The sequence below is a fragment of the Sphingobacterium faecium genome, assembly GCF_003054045.1.
Taxonomy (GTDB): Bacteria; Bacteroidota; Bacteroidia; order Sphingobacteriales; family Sphingobacteriaceae; genus Sphingobacterium; species Sphingobacterium faecium.
The window spans coordinates 481,205-503,339 of sequence record NZ_QBKH01000005.1 but is presented as its reverse complement, the minus strand read 5'-3'; the positions used below and the strand labels follow the sequence as shown (position 1 = coordinate 503,339).

At 36.8% G+C, this 22,135-nt stretch carries 20 protein-coding genes; 11 read left to right on the top strand and 9 right to left on the bottom strand.

Annotation, left to right across the window (positions count from 1 at the left end; genetic code table 11):
- The 4 genes from C8N37_RS16275 (at window position 1) to C8N37_RS16255 (ending at window position 4,442) form a co-directional block, all read left to right on the top strand.
- On the top strand, window positions 1-948 hold the full coding sequence (locus C8N37_RS16275; protein WP_108159866.1) for a nitrilase family protein: 948 nt from the start codon (window positions 1-3) through the stop codon (window positions 946-948).
- Window positions 949-1,172: 224 nt separating this feature from the next.
- The gene (locus C8N37_RS16270; protein WP_108159865.1) at window positions 1,173-2,477 is read left to right on the top strand and encodes a DUF2931 family protein; all 1,305 of its coding nucleotides are present in this window, start codon (window positions 1,173-1,175) and stop codon (window positions 2,475-2,477) included.
- A gap of 38 nt (window positions 2,478-2,515) precedes the next feature.
- Window positions 2,516-3,802: a DMP19 family protein gene (locus C8N37_RS22960; protein WP_211322279.1), complete on the top strand. Its 1,287-nt coding sequence runs from the start codon at window positions 2,516-2,518 to the stop codon at window positions 3,800-3,802.
- Window positions 3,803-3,842: 40 nt separating this feature from the next.
- Window positions 3,843-4,442 (top strand): hypothetical protein, encoded by a 600-nt coding sequence (locus tag C8N37_RS16255; protein WP_211322278.1) that lies wholly within the window; start codon window positions 3,843-3,845, stop codon window positions 4,440-4,442.
- 200 nt (window positions 4,443-4,642) lie between these two features.
- On the opposite strand, the gene C8N37_RS16250 is transcribed toward C8N37_RS16255, so the two are convergent.
- On the bottom strand, window positions 4,643-6,469 hold the full coding sequence (locus C8N37_RS16250; RefSeq protein WP_108159864.1) for a right-handed parallel beta-helix repeat-containing protein: 1,827 nt from the start codon (window positions 6,467-6,469) through the stop codon (window positions 4,643-4,645).
- Between the two features lie 526 nt (window positions 6,470-6,995).
- Between C8N37_RS16250 and C8N37_RS16245 the strand changes: the two genes are divergently transcribed.
- The 5 genes from C8N37_RS16245 to C8N37_RS16225 all read left to right on the top strand — a co-directional run bounded on the left by C8N37_RS16245 (window position 6,996) and on the right by C8N37_RS16225 (window position 11,220).
- A complete protein-coding gene (locus C8N37_RS16245; protein ID WP_108159863.1) occupies window positions 6,996-7,295 on the top strand; it encodes an ArsR/SmtB family transcription factor in 300 nt (99 codons plus the stop codon).
- A 312-nt stretch (window positions 7,296-7,607) separates the two neighbouring features.
- Complete coding sequence (locus C8N37_RS16240) at window positions 7,608-8,594, top strand: LLM class oxidoreductase (RefSeq protein ID WP_211322277.1); 987 nt, start codon at window positions 7,608-7,610, stop codon at window positions 8,592-8,594.
- Between the two features lie 109 nt (window positions 8,595-8,703).
- A complete protein-coding gene (locus tag C8N37_RS16235; protein WP_108159861.1) occupies window positions 8,704-9,303 on the top strand; it encodes a hypothetical protein in 600 nt (199 codons plus the stop codon).
- 175 nt (window positions 9,304-9,478) lie between these two features.
- The gene (locus tag C8N37_RS16230) at window positions 9,479-10,060 is read left to right on the top strand and encodes a Crp/Fnr family transcriptional regulator (protein ID WP_108159860.1); all 582 of its coding nucleotides are present in this window, start codon (window positions 9,479-9,481) and stop codon (window positions 10,058-10,060) included.
- A gap of 89 nt (window positions 10,061-10,149) precedes the next feature.
- Window positions 10,150-11,220, top strand: a complete 1,071-nt coding sequence (locus C8N37_RS16225) for an SDR family oxidoreductase (protein ID WP_244914449.1) — start codon at window positions 10,150-10,152, stop codon at window positions 11,218-11,220.
- Window positions 11,221-11,464: 244 nt separating this feature from the next.
- On the opposite strand, the gene C8N37_RS16220 is transcribed toward C8N37_RS16225, so the two are convergent.
- The 3 genes from C8N37_RS16220 to C8N37_RS16210 form a co-directional block, all read right to left on the bottom strand.
- On the bottom strand, window positions 11,465-12,532 hold the full coding sequence (locus C8N37_RS16220) for a 2,3-butanediol dehydrogenase (RefSeq protein ID WP_108159859.1): 1,068 nt from the start codon (window positions 12,530-12,532) through the stop codon (window positions 11,465-11,467).
- A 134-nt stretch (window positions 12,533-12,666) separates the two neighbouring features.
- Window positions 12,667-13,284 carry a hypothetical protein gene (locus C8N37_RS16215; protein ID WP_146171092.1) on the bottom strand — a complete coding sequence of 206 codons (618 nt, stop codon included), beginning with the start codon at window positions 13,282-13,284 and terminating at the stop codon, window positions 12,667-12,669.
- A gap of 307 nt (window positions 13,285-13,591) precedes the next feature.
- Complete coding sequence (locus tag C8N37_RS16210) at window positions 13,592-14,602, bottom strand: glycosyltransferase family 4 protein (protein WP_108159857.1); 1,011 nt, start codon at window positions 14,600-14,602, stop codon at window positions 13,592-13,594.
- A gap of 107 nt (window positions 14,603-14,709) precedes the next feature.
- On the opposite strand from C8N37_RS16210, the gene C8N37_RS16205 reads away from it, so the two are divergent.
- On the top strand, window positions 14,710-15,330 hold the full coding sequence (locus tag C8N37_RS16205; RefSeq protein WP_211322276.1) for an HD domain-containing protein: 621 nt from the start codon (window positions 14,710-14,712) through the stop codon (window positions 15,328-15,330).
- Between the two features lie 14 nt (window positions 15,331-15,344).
- On the opposite strand, the gene C8N37_RS16200 is transcribed toward C8N37_RS16205, so the two are convergent.
- From C8N37_RS16200 to C8N37_RS16185, 4 genes are all read right to left on the bottom strand, one after another.
- Window positions 15,345-16,055, bottom strand: coding sequence for a LytR/AlgR family response regulator transcription factor (locus C8N37_RS16200; RefSeq protein ID WP_108159855.1), 711 nt, complete (start codon window positions 16,053-16,055; stop codon window positions 15,345-15,347).
- Entirely contained in the window at window positions 16,052-17,113 is a 1,062-nt protein-coding gene (locus tag C8N37_RS16195) for a sensor histidine kinase (RefSeq protein ID WP_108159854.1), read from the bottom strand. Before C8N37_RS16195 ends, C8N37_RS16200 begins: the two co-directional genes overlap by 4 nt.
- Window positions 17,113-18,150: a histidine kinase gene (locus tag C8N37_RS16190; RefSeq protein WP_108159853.1), complete on the bottom strand. Its 1,038-nt coding sequence runs from the start codon at window positions 18,148-18,150 to the stop codon at window positions 17,113-17,115. The genes C8N37_RS16195 and C8N37_RS16190 overlap by 1 nt, the downstream gene beginning before the upstream one ends.
- A gap of 71 nt (window positions 18,151-18,221) precedes the next feature.
- On the bottom strand, window positions 18,222-20,585 hold the full coding sequence (locus C8N37_RS16185) for a TonB-dependent receptor (protein ID WP_244914448.1): 2,364 nt from the start codon (window positions 20,583-20,585) through the stop codon (window positions 18,222-18,224).
- Window positions 20,586-20,948: 363 nt separating this feature from the next.
- Here C8N37_RS16185 and C8N37_RS16180 point away from each other — a divergent pair, with 363 nt between their 5' ends.
- Window positions 20,949-21,260: a carboxymuconolactone decarboxylase family protein gene (locus C8N37_RS16180; RefSeq protein ID WP_108159852.1), complete on the top strand. Its 312-nt coding sequence runs from the start codon at window positions 20,949-20,951 to the stop codon at window positions 21,258-21,260.
- A 304-nt stretch (window positions 21,261-21,564) separates the two neighbouring features.
- Here C8N37_RS16180 and C8N37_RS16175 read toward each other — a convergent pair whose 3' ends face one another.
- On the bottom strand, window positions 21,565-22,038 hold the full coding sequence (locus C8N37_RS16175) for an LIC11966 family surface protein (protein ID WP_108159851.1): 474 nt from the start codon (window positions 22,036-22,038) through the stop codon (window positions 21,565-21,567).
- Between the last annotated feature and the right edge of the window lie 97 nt (window positions 22,039-22,135).

The window sequence follows — 22,135 nt, the reverse complement described above, 5'->3', positions numbered from 1 at the left end:
ATGGAAAACTTAAAAATTGCAAGTGTACAGTTTGAAAATCGAAGTGGCGATAAAACCTATAATCTTGGTTTGATCAGAGAGCTTACCGCCCAAGCAGTGGGGCAGGGAGCAGATGTAGTTGCCTTTCACGAATGTTCGATCACCGGTTATACCTTTGCTCGGAACTTGTCCCGAGAGGAGATGCTGGATTTGGCGGAACTGATCCCTGATGGTCCGTCTGTCAAAGCATTAATAGCGATCGCTAAGGAATATCAGATAACAATCTTGGCCGGACTATTTGAAAAAGACGCTTTAGGAGCTCTTTTTAAAGCGTATATCTGTGTGGATGAAACGGGGCTTATTGCTAAACATCGGAAACTACATCCGTTTATCAATCCACATCTTTCTGCAGGAACAGCTTATACTGTTTTTGAGATACAGGGTTGGAAGTGTGGAATCTTGATCTGTTATGATAATAATATCATTGAAAATGTGAGGGCGACCACTTTGCTCGGGGCGCAGGTGATATTTATGCCTCATGTGACGATGTGTACCCCTTCAACACGGCCTGGTGCTGGATTTGTAGATGCGGAATTGTGGAAAAATAAGCAAGAAAATAGCGCGTTGCTTCGATCTGAGTTTGACGGATTGAAAGGTCGTAGCTGGTTGATGAAATGGCTTCCTGCACGTGCTTATGATAATGCTATATATGCTGTATTTGCAAACCCTATCGGCATGGATGATGACCAGTTGAAGAATGGATGTGCGATGATTATTGATCCCTATGGTGATGTGATGGCTGAATGTCGTTCTTTGGGCAATGAAATTTGTGTGGCAGAATTGACTGCTGAGAAGTTGATGAAAGCGGGCGGATATCGGTATATCAGAGCGAGAAAGCCTGAATTGTATAGGGATATCTTGGGACAACAACATCTGAGTGAACAAAAAGTGGTGTGGTTGCATAAATAAACCGCGCGGCACATGCCTGCCATGAGCTATAACTCTAACGATTGGTATGTAGGTTGAACATAAACGGTATACCTGCAGTCTGAACAGATTGGGGTACCGTTTTTTAATGTTTTAAAATCAGGATGAGTTATGTATATTTGGTTATCTTGCTTCTAGCCTGTACGACATTTATTTAATAGCACTTCATCTTTCCACAAACCGCTCATCATGATAAACACTGGCATATGAATAGAACACACCTCCGTAAAATTTTTCTAATTGCCGGCGCCATCACTGGTTTTGGATTTTTATTTTATCTGTGTCTAGGCGATGGTGTTGCATTTGAAACGCAGGGTCTCTGGGCTAGTTTTGCAAATCTTTTCGGTATTCTGATACTCTTCTCACAGTTTATACTCCATTTTATTGTACTGCTGATCATTTGTGGTCGAGGTAAAAAAGGCACAGAACTGACATTAAAACAAAATTGGATAATCGGTATATACTGCTTGATTGCTGTGATCTTCAATATCGTATTGATCTTGCAGACAACGACCTTTTCTCGGTCAGAGATGAGTGTGGAACGAGAGTGGCGTAATTCGGAAAAATACTATTGGGAACCTGCTATCTCCAATCCTGAGGGGTACCCGGTACGGGTACTGGAGGGACGTTTTTTTATTTCATCGTGGAGCAGAAATAATGCTTTTCCGGATATCGATGACAAATTTTATGATTCAAGGTGGGGTTTAGGAATGACTACTTTTATCAGTCAAGATCAGGGTAGTATGGTGATGCCAGACAGTTTAAGGCTGACTTGGTATTCGGTTGTTGAGGATTGTTATTATAAGCTTCAGGTATCCTTAGATAAAGAAAAAATAACCCAATTGTTTAAAAAAGGATTTGAAGCAAAAAACCACAATGGTGTATTCCACCGCACCTATGATGAAATCATTGTTGGACTAGCACCTGGTGGCGATGTGGCACTTTGGGTGGGAAGCAATTGGGGTAATGCAACCGAAGTGAGTTTTTATCAGGCGCAAAAATTAGATACTATAGCGATAGAGCCTGCCAGGCGTCAAGAGGTTCGGGAAGAATTGACCAGACTGAGAAAGGGCAAAGATTGGGTCGAGCAAGTTCATACTACGGATGATCTGATCCCATATGATAAATGGCGTAAAAAATATCGACAACCTTACGGGTGGACTCTTCAATTTGTCAAGCAAGGTGTTTTGGATAATCCAGAATTAGAAGTTGAATTTTTTAACGGTGAAAAGTTTACACTAATCGATAGTACATTGTCTCAAAAAAACTTTCCTGCGCAAGCTGTACCTGCCTCTTTGTTTCTTAAATGTAGAGGAGAAGATGGTAAAATGAAGCGTGAGTATGTGGTCTTTGATGAGGAAAATATCTATAATACTTTTGAAAAACTAACATTAAGTAAACAAAAAATAACGGTGATCGTAACGTGTAAAATCAATAAACAGGGAGAAATAGAGCAGGTAACTGCCAAAAATAATTCGGAAGAGTTACCGTTAATAATAAAAACGGATTAAATTTTGCTGGTATTTATTGAAATTATTAAAACTTAAGTATGGATGATAAATTAATGGCACAGCTCAATCAGTGGCATGATAAAAGTAAACACGATCAGATAATAAGCGTCCTTGAAGAAATGCCGGAATCAGAATTAACTTATACGTTGAAGAACTTGTTGGGTCGTGCTTATAATAATATTTCAGATTACGGAAGAGCGCTCGAAATTTTGTTGTCTGAAAGTGATGCTGGCTTAGAAGATCCTTTGTGGAATTTTAGAGTTGGCTATGCTTACTACTACAGTCAGGATCTGACAAATGCATTGCCATATTTTCAAAAAAGTGCAAGTCTGGGGGATACTACGGCCATGAATTTTGAGCAATGGTGTATCCAAGATCTGCAGAAACAAAGGGAAGTATTACCGGCAGAAGATGCGGAGGCCTTGGATAGAAAATGGTTTGATTTTACGGTTCAGTTTGTTGAAAAACTGAGTCATCATGAAGATGACTGGAATGCGCTTTCAGAGCAAGAACAAGAGTTGGCAGCTCTCTGGAAGCTCGAAATGGATATGTACAATGGAGGATTTCTTCAGTTTTTCTGTAATTGGGGGATGGTCTGTTATAGTCATGCTGTAAGGGCATTGAAACGCTTGAAAGCGGAGGAATCTTTGGCGATTATACAAAAACAATATCAAATTATCCAACACCTAGAAGATCATAAAGAAATTCAAAAATTATGGGATATCCCGAATCATTTAACAGCTGAGGAACAACATGAAATATCTGAAATATTGGATGTGCAATATTGGGATAATCAAGATCATATTATTGAAAAAACGTTTTGTATTTATGTTGATTTAATTGAAAAAATAGGAGGAAATATGGATAATAAATCCACTTTAAATAAAATTGCTTGGTCTTTTTCGTCTGAAAGTTATTCAGATGCGGAAGCATTTAATCGGAAAGTCGCAGAGTACCAAAAGGATATTTATAATACAGCTGAGCGCTGGAATCCGAATGAGATTGTGCTGGATGCACCAGAGGTACAGATTCAATATGAAGCTTGGATCACGAAATCATCAGATTTATTGGAGAATGACCAGTTGATGTCTGACCATGAAGATATATTTGATGAGGAGCCTGAGGATGATGGATATCAGGTTGAAATCATAGCTAAATTTAAAGCTGATAATGGCAAAAATTTCACTGCTTTAGAGTTTTTGATGAAAACACATAACCAACAGGTTAATAAAGAGCTTGGCGACCACGTGTTTTTTGAGGGCATAGACGATCACCCCACAATAGTAGAAGGAGTTCCGACTTATTATATCGCTTGTGGAAGCTAAAAAAATATATTTCATTATAACAAGATAGATGCATTAAGGTATGGTAAGAAGTAGAATGTGTTTACTTTTGTTGTTTGCAGGCTATACATTGGCCGTTTGGAGTTGCCAAGATGGTAAAGCAAGTAAAGCAAACGCTATCTCAGAAGCTAAAACGGAGATGTTGGATAGTTTAGCAGTAAAAGGGAAATCTAAAAATACCATGTATCCTGATCAAAAATCTGTGCTCAAGGATACGATCGTGGTCTCTACAAAACATGATCCTCATGTTGTCCTATGTGATATGGATGGGGATGCCCGTATGGATACAGTGCATATCGTTCAACATACCATGAATCATAAATATGGTCTAAAAATAGCTTTTGGAAATAAAAAAATTGTCTATTTGGGAATGGGACAGGATATATTGGGACAGGGTTTTGATGATATTGAATGGGTTGGTATTTTTGAAATAGCTCCAAAAGGAGAGATCTATTATAATAATGTCAATGATGAAGGTGAAATTATTACAGAAGAACAGGTAAATGAAAATGATAAAATAAAACTTCCGAATGATGGTATTTTCATCCATCAGGCCGAAGCTTGTGGCGGTGGTATCATTTATCTCCATGATGGTCATTTTGCTTGGATACAACAAGAATAAAGCAAAAGTATGCCCATTAGGACCTGTTTCTCATTTACTCAATTATAATTGATAAATATCGCTGATGAAAGAAAGTGGAAAAACTAAACAGAATTTTAGCTATACTGGATCAGATGTAGAATAGCAAAGCGGATATCAAACTGAAACGGCCTATCTCGGTTTAAGAGATAGGCCGTTTTTATGTTTAAAAATATGTATTTTTAATGATATGGGTACATCAGTGGTTTGCCATTGATCGTGTTATTGTTGATCTGGGCATTGATGACACGTTCAAATAGAATCTCTTTTTTATTCCAGTGGAATGCTGGATATTGGGTGTTGGTTTTGATTTTATTGTTATTGAAGATAATGCCATCTACTGATTTTGCATATAGGACCGGTTTATCAAAGGTATAAAAGTCGTTGTTTTCAATCTTGATGCCGCTATGAAAATATTTTTTCTGGTTTTTTAAATCAGGGATCTCCGGATAGATGGAAATAACGGCATTGGTAAATTGGAACATATTGGTGAGTGCATTGATAAACGTGTTGTTTCGAATCGTGATATCTCGGCATGTTCCGGTTTCGTACCAACCGTTGCTATCACCGCATAATAATATAGCTGTTCCGGACGTATGATCAAAAAGGTTGTTTTCTACAACTGTTGTTTGAGGAGTGCTAAATAATGCTCCGCGTGCTCTGTTATTTCGTACCGTATTGTTTTTAAATGTTACTTTTGGAGTCCAGGTTAGATTCTCGATACCGATATCCAGCTGAGTAGGATCAATGTATTCATCCAAGGGGTTGGTGAATACAATCTTAAAATCCTGTATCGGATCACTATCTTTTTTGCGGAGAACTTCAATAGACTGAATATGATTTTTATGGTCCCAAAGTTCCATGGTTTTGGACTGTATAAACTGTACGGAGTCGCCTGTATATCCCCAATCAAAACCATAGGATTGTTCGTGCATGTATCTGGCAAGAATAGTTTTATTATCCAATTTTTGAATGACTTTTAAATAAGTGCCATGTATATTGATGGCGTCGTCCATCATGTTTTCATATAGACCATTATTGGAAACAATGACACCTTTACAGCCAGAGAAATGTGTGGCATCTGCCTGTGCTGTAAAATAGCGCGGATCGTTTTTGCTTCTTAATGCGACTTGAAATTTGTTCAGATAAATATTGTCCGTTAGTTGTGCCAGTAGCCCCATTCCTTCGGCATAGTGTATCCTTATGTTTTCTAAATGAATGTCTTTTCCTTTATGGACAAAAATACCAGGGTTAGGTCTATGCCAGCTTCGCATAGCGACAATAGTACCAGGTATCAGTTTCGGATTTTTCCACTTATAGGCTCTAATGATACCTTTTGATATTTCGGAAACATGTGTTGTACCTACTGCAATATCGCTGCTGTTGTAAACGATGTGCTTTGTTTTTTCTTCAAAAGCGATGCCTGCTGTGGGGCGCATTTCCCAACCTTCGCCTGTGTTATAAAATGTACTATCTTGGATGGTATAAGTGACCCAGGGTGCTGTTTGATAGGTGATGATGCCTGCTGCAACATCATTTTCCAAAATCTTGACTTGACAGATCTGCGGTCGCTCGAAATCGATGTGGATATTTTTGAGTGTCAGGTTATTATTTTCAACCAAGGAAATCGGTAACATCCGGCCGTGAAAGATAAAATCAGAACCTTGACCATCTATGGTGATATTTTGATATTGTTCTAAGGCTATACCAACTGTTTTTGGATTATCTTGATCATGGTTGGAGATGTAATATACTTTCTGTAAAGCACCTTCGGCATGGAAGTCATAGCGCCCTTTCTTAAATTTGATAATGATCGGGGTGTTTTTTCCCGCTTCTGCCACAACTTTTTGGATCGCTTGATTGATTGTCGGACTGCTATTTTTCCCGGTATTGGGATGGATGCCATACTTCGCCAAGTCGTAAGCTTTTGGACTTGGATTTGCCTGTGCTTGAAAACTAATAAAGGCAAGGAAGATCACCGTTATGTTATTTTTTAACCAATTGTGCATGATGTATAAGTTTGGGTGTTATCAGATTTAGGGTTGTCTATATCGAAGATTTAATCCCGATATAAGATAGGCAAACATACGCTAATAGATCAGGATTTCAAAGAATATTGGAGCTTTGTGAGCTCTGAAAGTAGATTGTAATCAGATTCATACACGATTTAAACATCGGGTAAAAGATGGATTTTTGGTTTTGTATTCTTGATTTTTGTCATGCATTTATCTGCAAATGATTTATGCAATCGTTTGTTAGTGCATGTTATTTGAAGCAATTCAGATGCATCATCTGAAAAACTTTTTCATTAATTGTGTACATTTAAGCATTTAAAAAAAATCAAAAATAGATGCCCTTTACATGTTCTTATTCAGTATTAGTACTTGGCGTATTTGCAAAGACATTGATTTTTTGTAATAATTGTTGAGGGATGAGATATTTTTCTTAGTATATGATTTGGTAAGATGACATGAATTTAACAGAGATCAAGTCGATTTTAAATATGTTTGTATCGAGATTATTAGATATATAGATATGGTTGATATTTTTAAAATTTTGGCAAATGAACATCGTTTACAGATCTTGCATTGGTTGAAGAATCCAAATAATCATTTTAATGCTGAGGATATCGAGCCTGAAGTGACAGATTATGGAGTCTGTATGAGTGTCATTCAGAAAAAAGCTGGTTTGTCGCAGTCAACAATTTCTTCTTATCTCACTTCTATGGTGAATTGTGGTTTGTTAAAATCTGTTCGAGAAGGCCAGTGGACTTATTATAAACGAAATGAAAAAAGAATTCAAGAACTTGCTTCCTATATTAAAGATACTTTGTAAAGGAATGTGTCAAGAGCTTACCAAGAAAGGTTGGTAATTTTTAGCTATTGATTAACTCAGAAGATGAGCGTCAGAAATTAGATACTAATTTTAGATTCTACCCATCTGTGAAATAAGGTATTTAAGTACCTTAATTTTTGAATTATTAACATCTAGAAATCTAGATATATCGAAATGATTTGTTTTATGGAGGTCTATTCGTTTAACTATCGATTACTCACAAAGGTATAGGGATACCTTTATTTTTTTATTTTCTATATCTAGAAATCTAGATATATCGAATCATTAACACTTAAAATTATTCTTAAAAAAATGATGTCCAGAAATTTTGAAAATCACAACGCATTTAATCGCGTATTTGCACCGAATAAACTTACAGTAGGTTTATTTCTACCTTTAGAAGTTTATCATGGGAACCTAACTATTTTCGCTCAGCACACGGCATACATGAAACAAATTGACCGTTTAAATTTTGCTTCTATTTGGGTTCGGGATATCCCTATGTTTGATCCTAGTTTTGGTGATGCTGGTCAGGTGTATGATGCTTTTACTTATCTTTCTTTTCTTGCAGGACAAACAAACCAGGTCGCTTTAGCCACCGGTAGTATTGTTTTACCTTTTTGGCATCCTATTTCTCTAGCCAAGACAGCTGCTTCTTTAGATCAGTTGTCCAATAATAGACTGTTGTTGGGAGTGGGTTCAGGAGATCGATCTATTGAATTTCCAGCTTTTGGAATTGAATTTGAGCAACGTGGTGAACGTTTTAGGCAGGTATTGGAAGATTTTCGCCGTCTGCATACGGAGGATTTTCCCAAAATAAAGTCTGCTCTTACACACATCGACACATTGGATCTCTTACCAAAACCTGCTCAAAAATATATCCCCAGTTTAATAACGGGCGCTAGTCAGCAGTCTTTGTCCTGGATCGCTGAACATGGTGACGGCTGGATCACCTATCCTGGTGCGACAACATCAAAGATGCATGTAAAGCCCTTGGGTGATAAAATAAAAGCTTGGCGAGAATTAATTCCTCATCAAACCTTTAAACCCCATATGACAAATGAGTGGATTGATCTAGCGGAAGATCCTAATTTTCCGCGAACTCCTTTACGTGGAGGTTTTGTACTGAAAACGGGAAGAAGGGGATTGTTGGATCTACTTTATGAATGGCAGGAAGTCGGAGTTAATCATGCTGCTTTAGGTATTCATTTTAGCTCAAGACCTATTGCTGATGTTATAAATGAATTGGGAGAGGAAATATTGCCCTATTTCCCATCACTAGGAGAAATAAAGCGGTAAGGAAATTGATCGTGATTTAATGTACAGGATTTGGATAAAATAATGTACATTAAATTGTCAAAAAGAATTTGATAAAAAACTCTTTTTGACAGCACTAAAGATAAGATCGATGGGAATAGACAACAACGAAATTTTAAGTTTGCGAATTAAAAATAGGAAAAAGATCTTTTTCTCGGTTTATATGATCGTGACAATGCTGTTGCTGGTCGATGTAACAGCTATTCTGCTTTGGCAGATCAGCTTAGCAGGGTATTGGACAGATAGACTGGTCTTCTGGACATGGTTTTTGTCAACTTTTGCATTTTTGATCGTTTTCTGGAAAAGCATTTTGACTAAGATTTATTTGTTTGTTTTAATCTTAGGCTTGTTGATGAGTATTGTTCCAATGATGTTGCCATTTTACGGCATTTTGTTTTCAAGTACAGGCATGGAAAGACGATCGTATTATACTCCCGAATATGGAAAGTATAGGGTACAGCTGATACAGAGTGTGATGTCTCGTCCGCGTCTACAAATTATAGAAAATAAGGGTATTGTAGAACAAGTAATATTATTCACGGATGCTGATTTTCTAAAAAGTGATCATGTTAAAGTTGGCTATGAAAGCGTCATTCGGCTTGATGTGCTCAAAGACAGTCCAGATAGCCTCACATTAAAATTTTATACACCTTCACAGGAAATAGAGAAAAGTTTTATGAAGCTAGACTAATGGAAATTTTTAATTTATCTTGAAGTAGTAAAGGTACTATAGATTAAATAGGCATTAATTAATGCCAAATGTAGCTTAGAATCATATATGAGAAAAGTAATAGATGGTGTCGATATAACACCACTGTTCAACAAAACAAAATTATTTAAGTTTGATAGGATATAAAAAGAATTACATGTTCGACGTACTATTTTCCCATATTGAGCACAAAGTAGCATTAACAGATGCGGAGAAATCAGCAATTGCTACATTTTTTACTTTTAAAAAAATTAGAAAGAAACAATTTATACTTGAAGAGGGGGACATCTGTATGCATCTTTCTTTTGTCAATAAAGGGCTTATCAAGTCTTATCGTCTGGATGAAAAAGGAAATGAACACATTAGCTTATTTGGTTGGGAGGGTTGGTGGATTTCTGACTTTAATAGTTATATTAATCAACAACCTGCTACACTGTATATCGATGCGGTGGAGGATACTGAACTCTTTCTGTTATCGCGGGCTGCATATGAACAGTTGACTCTTGACGTTCCGATTATGGACAGATATTTTCGACTGTTATATCAAAATAGTTTGGTTACAAAAGATGAACGCTTGATCAGCTCAAATAGCTATTCGGCGGAAGAGAAGTTCCAAAGATTGATCCAATCTAATCCTGAAATCATGCAACGTGTACCCCAGCATTTGGTTGCTTCGTACCTCGGTTTGGCTCCCGAAACACTGAGTAGAATCCGAAAAAAATTAGCTTCAACTGATTAATGTGTTGATCTGGATCAATGAAATTTCTTGACTAGGATCAACTACTTTGTTTTCGAACACGGATAACTTTGTTGAAAACATAAATAATAATGATGGATAGAATTGCATTGGTTGTAGGTGCTACGGGCATCACAGGTAGTAATTTGGCTCAAGAACTTGTTGCTCAGGGATGGAAGACGTACGGATTGGCGCGTCATCCAAAGATAGAGAAATCCGACGTATTTCCGGTAAAAGCTGACCTTCTCGATCCGGAAGATCTGATGAGGGCATTGGAAACAGTTTATCCTACGCATATATTTTTTAGTACTTGGATGCGTCAAGATTCGGAGACTGCAAATATAGAGGTGAACAGCCGGATGGTTCGCAATCTTTTGGATGTATTGTCTAAAAAAAATACAGTTGAGCATGTTGCTTTAGTAACTGGGTTGAAGCATTATTTAGGCCCCTTTGAGGCTTATGTCGGCGCAGGTGTTTTTCCTAATACACCTATCCGCGAAGAACAGCCAAGGTTGCAGTACCCTAATTTTTATTATGCACAAGAAGATGAGATCTATCGAGCTGCCGACCGGGATGGTTTTACTTGGAGTATACACCGACCGCATACAGTAATAGGTCACGCTATTGGTAATCTGATGAATCTGGGTGTAACGCTTGCCGTATATGCCAGTATTTGTAAAGAAACAGGAAAGAAGATGTTGTGGCCAGGTTCTGAAGCACAGTGGCGTGGTCTATCGGATGTGACAGACAGCAACATATTGGCTCAGCAGTTAATCTGGGCTGCTACCAATAAGGCTGCGAAAAATATGGCATTTAATATTGTGAATGGAGATGTATTTAGATGGAACTGGATGTGGGGACGTATTGCACAATATTTTGGTGTGGAATCTGAAGGATTCAATGGGACAGTCACACCACTTGCAGATCAACTGGCAAATGAAAGTCAGACTTGGCAAGATATAGTCAAAAAATATGGCTTACATGATCATGAACTATTTGAGCTGACTTCACCTTGGCATACAGATCTTGATTTGGGGAGACCTATAGAAGTCATGGTCGATATGGCAAACAGTAGAAAGTTGGGCTTTGGTGCTTACCAAAATACGGAAGATTCATTTATCAAATTATTTGAACAGTTACGCTTAGAAAGGGTAATTCCATAATCACCCATTTTTTTACTATTTAGGTATTGACTAGCATCTTGTTGATCGAAATTAGGATGAACCTGTCGATTCCGTTGGGACTGGATAGGGGATGGATATCATCAGGTGGAAAACAGTGTCAGTTGTTGAGGTATATGCTCAATAAACAAAGCTCAACTGGTCATTGAGCTTTGTTTAAGGATTGATAAGTTTTGTTTACTTTTTTTTACAGATGTCTCTTCCTGCCTATCTGATTTTGATCCTGTTAACTGCTCTGTATATCAATTAAGATTTTGACTTCACTTGGATCATTAACTAATGCTTCAAACCCTTCTGATACAATATTGTCTAATACAATTTTACGTGTGACCAATTTTTCTACGGGCATTCGGCCGCTATCGATCAAGGAAATGACATGCGGAAAAATATTTCGATAAGCGATGATTCCTTTAATGGTAATCTCTCGGAGTACCTGATCTAGGGCATCAGTGGTAACTGGTTTTCCAAAAAGAGCAACTAAAACAGCAGTTCCACCATTTTTTAAACTCTGAATTCCCGTGGTATAAGATGCTTGTACACCAGCACAATCTAGAAAAATATCGACCCCAAGACCTGTGAGGTTCTTGATTTTTTGAGGAATTTCATCTTCTTTTGCATTGATGATATGTGTTGCACCGATCGTTTTTGCTTTTTCAAGGCGTTTATCAGCGATATCGGTAACAATTACAGTGGTGGCACCTGCAGCAATTGCCGCCTGCACGCATAGTAGGCCGATGGGACCAGCTCCTGAAACAAGTACGGTCTGGCCGATTTTAAGACCACTTTGAAGTACAGCATATACTGCTACTGCGGCAGGTTCTACCAACGCCCCTTTTTCAAAAGACATGCTGTCTGGTATCTTGTGTACCATGTAATCTTCTACCACGACATAGGATGCGAAACCGCCATTGCTGGAGAGTCCGATAAATCCTAATGGCTCGGATAGGTTATATTTACCATTAACAATAAAAGGACTATCAAAATTCTTGAAAATAGGTTCTACCACCACGCGATCACCTACCCGTATATGTTGTACATCTTCGCCTACAGCATCAACGATGCCTGAAAATTCATGACCCAATGTTGTGGTTCCTTGATGGCCATTGAGCGGATACGGTTTGTCTACTGGAATCAATTGCGGTCCATGTACATATTCATGTAAGTCAGATCCACAAATGCCGGCGAACTGAACTGAAATTTTAACTTGACCAGCCTGTGGTGAAGGAATTTCTGTAGGCTCTACTCTGATATCTTTTGCTGCATACCAACGAGCAGCTTTCATTGTGTTATCCATATTGTTATCCCTTTAAGTTACACACTAAGGTAATCAAAGATCATCATTGAAGAAAGCCAATTTGGGTGATTGATATCACATATATTGGTGAATTTAATCATTTGAAAGCTGGTGCCGAAGATTTGAAGTTGTCTTTATTTTGGATCTTTGGTCAGTTTTTTGAATACATGTTTGGTATTGTACCATGTTGCTAAATCATCGACAGATATCATATTTTTAGGACTTTTAAACACATACTCATTGGTCCCAAAATACCGTGTTGAATCGACTAAGCCATCGTTATGTCCATTTTCTGCAAATAAATACGGAGGGGTAGCTTTTTGAAAACTATAAAACGATACATAATGCTCAATGATATCATCTTTCTTTAACCCATATAATGCCCAAAATTCAGCATATCGATTCCATTGGTATATTGTATCGTTGCTGACCCGAAATCTGAAATTATTTTTCTCATATTTTTCAGGTCTTTCAAAAATACTGTCATTTCTAACGATCAAGGTATCATACTTTAAATCTATCAATTTGTAAGGGTTCCAAAATGATTCTGGTTTCTCGGTTTTGGAAACTTCGATTCCGCCATTGAGGGATCCTTTATACACCTTGAAATCAATAATATCCTCTTTTAAAAATAAATATATTGATTCTTTAGGCTGTGGCTCTTCTGGTATAATGGTCTCGTCATTACTTTTACTGCAAGAACTGACTAATAATGGGAGCATGAGTAAATATGCGAAATAGTTTAATTTCATTTTTTAGGATTTACTTATTTGAGGTTTATGTTTTAGAAGCTTATAAGCTTTGATATGCCTTGATTTTGTACACACATTTATTTCAATTACTGATTTTTTATTGTCTAAAATGTATATTTAATCTTATCGATATTCACTTATATCAAACCGAATATAAGTGAATTATTTTATAATATGGCTTTTATGTTGTTTTGTATCAAGAATAATAAATAAATAAAACAACATAAAAGTAATCAACAGCATAAAGTGAAATGTACTGTACAGGTAGTGAAATACATTTAAAATATGATGTTATCGTTGCTGATAACTATTTGTTAAGAATTTTTTTATAGGCTTCGACATAGTTTTGGCACATTCTTTCCTTCGAAAAATGATTTTCCACTTTTTGCCGACAAGCTAATCTGTTGATCGAATTAATATCTTTCACCATTTCTATAGCTTCTTCTATATTTTCGGCCAGAAAACCATTCCGTCCATTGTCGATCAGTTCGGGCATACTTCCTTTATTGAATGCGACAACTGGCGTACCGCAGGCCATAGACTCGACTACTGATAAACCAAATGGTTCGCTAAAATTAATAGGATGTAACAATACACTTGCATTGGACAACAATTCATTGCGTTTGTCTGAACCAACGGAACCTATATATTCGATCTTACCAGGTAGTAAATGAGGTTGCACATGCTGTTTGAAATAATGTTCATCCTGAATGATGCCTGCCATAATTAAACGTTTGCCAAGTGCTTGTGCTATTGCTATGGCTTCTTTAGCACCTTTATCATGGTGAATTCGACCATAAAACAATAGGTAATCTTGTGGTTGTTCATTGAAAGTAAACTGATCCAGATCGATACCATGGTAAATGGTTGCTAAATAATCCAATTGCTCAGAACGATCCGCATTGCTTATAGATATATAATGGCTATCCTTATTGTATTTTTTATAGACAGGTAGAATGCTACTGGATGAAAAACCATGTATTGTACTAACAACGGGAGTTTGTATCAGTTTGGAATATGTGAGGGGCAGAAAATCAAATTGATTGTGTATAATATCAAATTCATTAGCATTTTCGAAACATTCTGAGATATGGAGTGATTCCCAAACTTTGGCATTGATATCTCGATCTTCTTCATATCCGGCAGGGCATACAGCTTGTAACTGTGATTGGGTAATGGAATTACCAGTTGCAAATAAGGTGACTTCTATACCTGATTTGATTAGTTCTTCTGTCAATAAGGACGTAACTTGTTCCCAGGGACCATAGTGGACAGGAGGTGTTCGCCATGCGATAGGCGAAAGCATTGCAATCTTCATATCAGTACAACGTATGACCGCTACTTTTGTTACTTTTAATCGTATTGCAATTGTTTTATTATATTTAAATACAACACATATATTAAAGAGGCTGATGATAAATGCTTATGTTAAGAAATACATTTATAGAACTTTTGAAAAATTATACCGACGATGATGCGTTAATGGATCATTTATGGAATGAAATCGTTGAAAATTATGCTGCTCATAATCGATATTATCATACAATGCAGCATCTGGATAATCTATTGTTATTATTGATCGATGTAAAAGAAAAGATAGGGAATTGGGATGCTATTTTGTTTACTCTTTATTATCACGACATTATTTACGATCCATTACGATCTGATAATGAGGAAAAAAGTGCTGATCTTGCAGAAGAGAGGATGAAACAAATCGGTGTTTCTAATCATGTCATAGACCTGTGCAGAAAACAAATTCTAGCAACGAAATCACATCTGGAATCAACAGATAGCGATACTAATTATTTTACTGATGCAGATCTTTCTATTTTAGGACAAGCATGGGAAATGTATGCCTCGTATTTCGAAAATGTACGAAAGGAATATGCGATCTATTCAAATTCAATATATCGTGTCGGACGATTAAAAGTCTTAAATCATTTTTTATCGAAGCATTGTATTTATAAAACATCCTATTTTCAACAAAAGTTTGAAAAACAGGCTCAAGATAATTTGCAAAATGAAGTTGTTCAGCTTGAGGGATGATATCGCCAAGCTGCCTATTGTTTTAACTTCAACATGCACTCAAAAAAACTATTTTTAAAAGCACTCCCGATACCGATCTCATAATCTTTGATAAATACATCATTATTATCAAAGGAGTTGATGTGTGATTTATTGACGATAAAAGATCTGTTGATCCTGAGGAACAGCTGTTGAGGCAATATTTCATGGATTTGCTTGACAATCATTCGCGTAATGATCCTTTCATTTTCCAGCTGAATAATAACATAATCTTTGAGTCCTTCAATAAATAATATATCATGGTGCTGTATCTTGAAAAATCTGCGGTCCGATTTGACAATGATATAATCTTCTTGTGTTTGATCCAGGTCTTTTTTATTCTCTGCCAATAATAAGGTGTGATAATTAATGGCTTTATCCACAGCCTTTCTTAATTTAAGAGGATTTATGGGCTTTACTAAATAATCTATAGCATCGACGTCGTAACTGTCTACAGCATATTGAGAATAGGCTGTTGTAAAGATAATCAGCGTTAGTTTGGGTATATTGCGTGCAAACTCCAGACCGTTGATCCCCGACATACGAATATCGAGAAATATCAGATCGACAGGGGTATGCTTTAGGAATTCGGAAGCGGTTTCTGCACTGTTAAAACTTCCTAATAATTCCAATTGTGGAATCTGGTCAACCATTTTTTTGATGCCATTGCGCGCAATGGGTTCGTCGTCAACTATAATGTATCTCATTGTAAATCCAGGTATAAGGTAACGGTATATGTTTGATCCGTATCTGCAATATGCAGTTGGTGCTTTTTATGGTAAAGTAACACTAAACGCCGTTTGATGTTTTCCAATCCCAATCCACCAATATCCCTTTTTGAAGGGGCAGTCGGTTTGGAATTTTCGCAAAAAAAGTAAAGTTGCTGGTTTACTATTTTGAACTTTATATTGACATAGGAACCTTTACTGTCTGAGCTATGTTTTACGGCATTTTCTACAAAATGCACGAATAGCATTGGTGGTATGGTTATGCTATCAAAATTTCCTTCTTTTTTCAAGTTAAAATCGCATTGATCACGTCGCAACTTTTCTAATTCCAGATAGTCTTCTAAAAATTTAATATCGTTCAATAAAGGAACTTGTGCTGACTTCGTATCGCTGAATTGATACTGAAGTATGTTTTCCAATTTTTTTAGGATAATGGATGCCGTGATCGGATCATCGTCTACTAGAATATTGGCATTATTGATCATATTAAATAGAAAGTGTGGATTGATCTGACTTTTTAGAAAGTGTTGTTGAATACGGGATGTCGCCAACTGTAATTCATGGATGCGATGATTATTGATTAGCCATTGTTTGAACAGTTGAAGAGCTGATATTCCACCTAAAAAGAGTATGATAGCAAACATAGAGGAGGTTATACTGAAAAATATGGCGATGGGCGATGGCTGTTGTCGAGTAACGGCAATATCATAAAAAAGCTGCTGAAGGATAACCATGATACATAATGCAAATAGGGTGAAAATAACCACAGAAATGAGATAAGCTGTCATTCTATTTTTGGCCAAAAATTTTGGAAATAGTACATCTTTATTGACATATACAAGACAATTTAAAAATATATAGTAACTGATCCAACCTATCATGCGATCTGCGGATAGGTTTAGCTTATCAGGCGCATCGAAAAAGATGCCGATCGAAATAGCCAAAATGGAGGATTGTAATAGTAAAGTCCTTGCCAGATGATATTTATGATCGATCAGTAATCTGGTTAGCGAATATGTATTTAAAAAACTTTTCATTAATGGCACAATGCTAGTTTAAGTGTAACAGATCCTGTTTCTAACTGCAGTATATACTGGTGGCTATAAGCCAGATCAAGTCTCTTTCGTATCGAAATTAGTTGATCCTCGAGCGCTCCTGTAATGGAATGCGATTTGCATAAAAACGTGAGCATGTTGTTTTCTACATTTGAGCTGATCTCCAGACTATTACTTTCTTTGATAAAAGTTTGAACTAATGTCAAGAGTAACATGGGGGATATCTGGTGATAATGATGTTGCTTGTCAATCTTAAGCTGTGATTCTAAAATGGGTCTACACCGTTTTTCAAGGGATATGAATTTAGTAACATAAAGGAGTTCCGAGTTTAATAAAGTTTTTTCCTGTTGGGCGTCATAAAGTTGATAGCGTAATAATTCGCTTAATTTGAGCAGGATATCATTTGTTTTTTGCGGATCTTTTATTGTCCATAATGAAGCATGATGTAATGCTCGAGAGAGAAATTCTGGTGTGATCTGACCCTTCAGTTTTTTCAGCTCGGATGTAAGATGTTCTATTTCTAGCACGCTCACGTGCTGGTTTGTCAAAGACCATGTCCGGTACAGCAAAATTAAGGAAATCCCACAAAAACAGATCAGTGTTATGACAGAAGTGGAAAGGATATCCACCAATATTAAGGGACTAGAATAATCTGCTATCCTATGGTTTAGGTTTGCCCAATTGCGAACCCCGTACTCTATCCATAGCGATAGTACAGGCAAGGATAGCATACAGATCATGGTAATGATCAAATAGGACCATATGCGATCTCTAAGTAGGAATTTGGCCGTAAGATAGAAATAATTAAAATACATGACGGTCAGGTAAGTCATTAATGAGGATCCGCCAATCAGATAGATATCATTACCTAGCACCACTTGGCAATCCTGATAGGCAATGAGAACTTGATTAAATGTGATCACGGCAGCAAACGCAATAAAGAGCACGTGTCGCCAAACCTGATACTTTTTATCGAACACAAAAGTGCTTAATAGGTGTTTTTCCTTAATATCATTCATTGTTTTACAAGGTGTGGTTTAAGATACATTAAAATCTAATGTTTAACAATTTTTACTCCATGACTTTGCTACTAGAGGTCTATCCTATAACTCACGTTAAATAGTGAATTGGCTGCAAAATAGGGTTCTATGGTTTGCGTGATGATATTAAATTTATGTTGTATATATTCTTTTTGCTTTGTCGCATTTACGCTCTTTAGGGCAAAGGTATGTGAAAAGCGACCTCGATTTATTTTATAGCTGAGTGTGAAATCACCTATGAACATGGAGTGAAACTGTTTTTCAAACATGCGATTTGCGTCATACTGAACTTCTTTATCCGGATGTAGTAAAGTTGCAGCTTCATCTACTGGCGTATATCGTTGTCCTCCCAATGTGCTCGCTTTAAAATTGACCCCTAGGATATCGCTTCCAAAAATCCATTCTTTGCCTGCTAAAAAATTGAATACATAATTACGGTTATAGCGGGTGTTGTACCATTGTCCATCTGCAGCTTTATATTTTGAAGTAAACAACGAGGTCGTCAGTAGGTAATAATATCCTTTTTTAAAGGATTTAGAAAGTGTAAGATCAACGCCGAAGTTTTTACCTTTTCCTCTGTTTATAAGTGTTTGTGTGGTATAAAAATCAGTGCTGTTTAGGATGGAATAATTCCCTGTATCAGTAATCGGCACGTCATAGAGTAATTGAAAATAGGGCTCTATCTTTAAATGCATATCAGGCGTGATTTCTTGGTTATAACCCACGGTGAACTGGTGGCTTTTTAGAAATGCTAAATCGCGATTACTCAATTCATCTTCATTATTTTTAAAAAAATAGACATCAGGTCTTTCTATCCGGCTATGTAAGCCATATGCCGCTGAAATGGAACGACGGGGCAGTACATTCCAATTTACGCCGACTCTTGGTTCTACAGCCGTATTTTTATTGAGCATAAGATGCTGCACATTAAATCCGCCGATAATGGTAAAGTGTTCGCTGATAGTTAGTTTTGAATTGGAATAGGCTGAAACCATATTTGTCCGACTATTTGAATGAGCAAAATTGATTAATTGCTGTCCGTAATAAGGGGTGTGATCTACATGCATATCATAATGTATATTGGTAAATGTCACTCCAGTTTTGTTGATGTGATTGGGATGAAATCTGTGTTGTAAGGTGGAGCTGATGATCAGGTTTGTTGTATTGTACGTTAAATCAGTCGTAGGACTTTTATGGCTTTCAATGTCATAAAATTCTTCAAGAATATGATTGCCTGAATAGGTAGTGGCAAATGTGCTTTTTAGAGAAGTTTTGTTATTTTTAAAGAAATAATGGTGCGATATACCTGCTGCTCCGGATTGTTGGTCAGCAGCAGACAGTATGCCATCATCTAAGTATTTTCTGCTGCTAGTTTGATCTAAAATCGGAGCAACTTCATCCACCAAACCAAAGCCCCAAATGGAGAATAAGCCTGATTTTTTGGTTGGAAAATTTAAATTGAAGTTTAAATCTTGATAACCAAGTTTTCCGCCTATATTTTTGTCTTTTCTTATTTTTTCTAATAGTCCAGTGGTCGAGTAGCGATAATTGATGATGTAAGTAGCATTGCTGGATTTACTGATGGGGCCTTCGGAAGCGAGATCGATACCCAAAAGACCAAGCTGAAAGCTATGGTGGTGCTGTTGTCTATTTCCTTTACGCATTTTGATGTCAAATACTCCTGATAGGGCATTGGTATATTCGGAAGGAAATGATCCGATCAAGAAGTCTGAATTTCCAATGACATTGTTGCTCAGCGCAGATAAAAGACCTCCGCCTAGTACATTGATATCCGAAAAATGATTAGGACTTGGGATCTCAATACCTTCTAGCCGCCATTGCAATAGGTTAGGAGCGTTGCCGCGAATGGAAAGGCCATTGCTTGACATACTAGCAGTGGTTACTCCGGCATAGGTACTGACCAACCTAGCAGGGTCGTCCATACCCCCAGCAAAACGGCTAGCTTGCTCTGGACTGAACGTTTGTCCTCCAACAATTGTAAATGGATTCAATGGTTTTGTCTGGTGGATTTTGGGTTTTGACTCAACTTCCTGCAGCGTAATTGTATTTTCATACATCGGAACTTCTATATATATCTGATTAACTGATGCAACAAGAACTTCCTTGATAATCAGACTTTCGTAGCCCGTGAACGAGATCTTTAATTCATATCTTCCCATAGGTATGTTTTCTAATATAAACCTTCCATCTATATTTGTCTTTGTTGATATCGGATATGATCCCATAATTTCTATTGATGCATCTTGTAGTGCTCGACCTGAGGCTGGGTCAAACACAAATCCTGATATGGTTTGATGTACCTTCTTACTTTGGGCATGAAGCATGCTATTGGCGAATAAGCAGATGATGAGCAGCAGTGCTACGAACATTGAATAAGCTTCTGTTTTTGTCATTTTCTATTGGAGTGTTGATTTTGACAAAAATATTTTTTGTTAGCACATCAATTTTGATTATGAGATCAACAGGACCTTATTTTGATATGAATGTACCAATGGTGTCGATCATGTTTCCTTATTGGAGTTCTTTATTGATAAGGATTTCATAAATAGTAACATAAGATGTTCGATCTGAATTTTAGAAATTAAGTTTAACAAGTGCTAATTGTATTCCTTATTTATTGTGACGAATAATAAATTTTCGCTAAATTTCCGTTATTAATGAGATGTCATAAATTATGAGTTGATATGGCTTTTATTTCTTAATTAAAATCTCATAATTAAATATCCATAGTTCGAAAATATAATAACTGTAATAGAATGGAAAAACATAATCCTTACGAAGCTTTTGAGAGAGAAGCACCTGAAGTATTTAAGGGATTCACTGGGTTGGTCACATCACTGATGGATACTAAAGCTCTTGATCCCAAAACGAAGCAACTAATTTACTTAGGTATCAAAGTAGCACAGGGTGATCAGACTGCTGTCATGTTTCATGTTCCTATGGCCAAACAGCTAGGTGCTACTCGAGATGAAATAAAAGAAACTATTTTACTTACGTTGACGGTATGTGGGCTAAAAGGTGTGAATACATGTTTGGTGCAAGCTCTGGAAATCTATGATCGTGAATAAGGAAGATTTGGATTAATCGCCCGATATTGGTGAAGTCTTGAAACAAAAATACGCGGAAGGGGACATGATACTTTTTCTGACCTGAGATCAATAGGCAAGCTTTTTTATCCCTACGGGAGGGTTAATCCTGAAATCTTGGAGTATGTTAGGACGAGCTTTTAGCATTTGAGGGTGCTATTCAGGTGGTAAGATGGTATGTGTTGGACGAATCATGTAAACAGGAGTTTTCATACACTCATCGTACTAAATCAATAAATAAAAACAGTAAAGCCAGTACTTTTTTTGTAGTGGCTTTACTGTTTTTTTATTTTCTTGCGTAGTCTTTCTCAAATTTATCGGAGGCAACATTCACACCATTGGCCATATTTTCAAAAGCCGTGTTGATGTTGTCTAGTAATGTTTGTTCTGCTTCTGAATCTGGTGAATTGCTTTTACGGATACTGATCAGTTTCGGGTAATCCTCTGAAACAATTTTACCATATCCCTGAAGTCCTTGTAGGACAGCTTTTTGAAGTTGATCATCACCATTAAAATCACCTAGTTTTTCAACTTTTTTAATGTCTTCACTAACTGCATCTTTCCATTTTAGAGCTACTTTTTCTGCATCATCATATTTTTTAGATTGCATCGCTACGTTCATTTCATTCACATGTTGCTCTTCACTATTGATAATCGTCATCATTTCATTATTGTAGCTGATCGCATCTTTTTTTCCGCCACAGCTTGAGAATGTGCATATCATTACTAAGATTGTAATTGTTGAAATCGCTTTTTTCATTTTTTTTTGATTTTTATGGTTTCATTTCATTATTAAAAGAATCTGTTCTTTCAGTATAGTACAAATTTAGATGATGATGTATGATGGGCATATCCCT

What these genes read in the sequence shown, in the direction of transcription:
- C8N37_RS16275 (WP_108159866.1), top strand. Translation starts at nt 1, where the DNA reads ATGGAAAACTTAAAAATTGCAAGTGTACAGTTTGAAAATCGAAGTGGC.
- C8N37_RS16270 (WP_108159865.1), top strand. Translation starts at nt 1,173, where the DNA reads ATGAATAGAACACACCTCCGTAAAATTTTTCTAATTGCCGGCGCCATC.
- C8N37_RS22960 (WP_211322279.1), top strand. Translation starts at nt 2,516, where the DNA reads ATGGATGATAAATTAATGGCACAGCTCAATCAGTGGCATGATAAAAGT.
- C8N37_RS16255 (WP_211322278.1), top strand. Translation starts at nt 3,843, where the DNA reads ATGGTAAGAAGTAGAATGTGTTTACTTTTGTTGTTTGCAGGCTATACA.
- C8N37_RS16250 (WP_108159864.1), bottom strand. Translation starts at nt 6,469, where the DNA reads ATGCACAATTGGTTAAAAAATAACATAACGGTGATCTTCCTTGCCTTT.
- C8N37_RS16245 (WP_108159863.1), top strand. Translation starts at nt 6,996, where the DNA reads ATGGTTGATATTTTTAAAATTTTGGCAAATGAACATCGTTTACAGATC.
- C8N37_RS16240 (WP_211322277.1), top strand. Translation starts at nt 7,608, where the DNA reads ATGATGTCCAGAAATTTTGAAAATCACAACGCATTTAATCGCGTATTT.
- C8N37_RS16235 (WP_108159861.1), top strand. Translation starts at nt 8,704, where the DNA reads ATGGGAATAGACAACAACGAAATTTTAAGTTTGCGAATTAAAAATAGG.
- C8N37_RS16230 (WP_108159860.1), top strand. Translation starts at nt 9,479, where the DNA reads ATGTTCGACGTACTATTTTCCCATATTGAGCACAAAGTAGCATTAACA.
- C8N37_RS16225 (WP_244914449.1), top strand. Translation starts at nt 10,150, where the DNA reads ATGATGGATAGAATTGCATTGGTTGTAGGTGCTACGGGCATCACAGGT.
- C8N37_RS16220 (WP_108159859.1), bottom strand. Translation starts at nt 12,532, where the DNA reads ATGGATAACACAATGAAAGCTGCTCGTTGGTATGCAGCAAAAGATATC.
- C8N37_RS16215 (WP_146171092.1), bottom strand. Translation starts at nt 13,284, where the DNA reads ATGAAATTAAACTATTTCGCATATTTACTCATGCTCCCATTATTAGTC.
- C8N37_RS16210 (WP_108159857.1), bottom strand. Translation starts at nt 14,602, where the DNA reads ATGAAGATTGCAATGCTTTCGCCTATCGCATGGCGAACACCTCCTGTC.
- C8N37_RS16205 (WP_211322276.1), top strand. Translation starts at nt 14,710, where the DNA reads ATGTTAAGAAATACATTTATAGAACTTTTGAAAAATTATACCGACGAT.
- C8N37_RS16200 (WP_108159855.1), bottom strand. Translation starts at nt 16,055, where the DNA reads ATGAGATACATTATAGTTGACGACGAACCCATTGCGCGCAATGGCATC.
- C8N37_RS16195 (WP_108159854.1), bottom strand. Translation starts at nt 17,113, where the DNA reads ATGAAAAGTTTTTTAAATACATATTCGCTAACCAGATTACTGATCGAT.
- C8N37_RS16190 (WP_108159853.1), bottom strand. Translation starts at nt 18,150, where the DNA reads ATGAATGATATTAAGGAAAAACACCTATTAAGCACTTTTGTGTTCGAT.
- C8N37_RS16185 (WP_244914448.1), bottom strand. Translation starts at nt 20,585, where the DNA reads ATGACAAAAACAGAAGCTTATTCAATGTTCGTAGCACTGCTGCTCATC.
- C8N37_RS16180 (WP_108159852.1), top strand. Translation starts at nt 20,949, where the DNA reads ATGGAAAAACATAATCCTTACGAAGCTTTTGAGAGAGAAGCACCTGAA.
- C8N37_RS16175 (WP_108159851.1), bottom strand. Translation starts at nt 22,038, where the DNA reads ATGAAAAAAGCGATTTCAACAATTACAATCTTAGTAATGATATGCACA.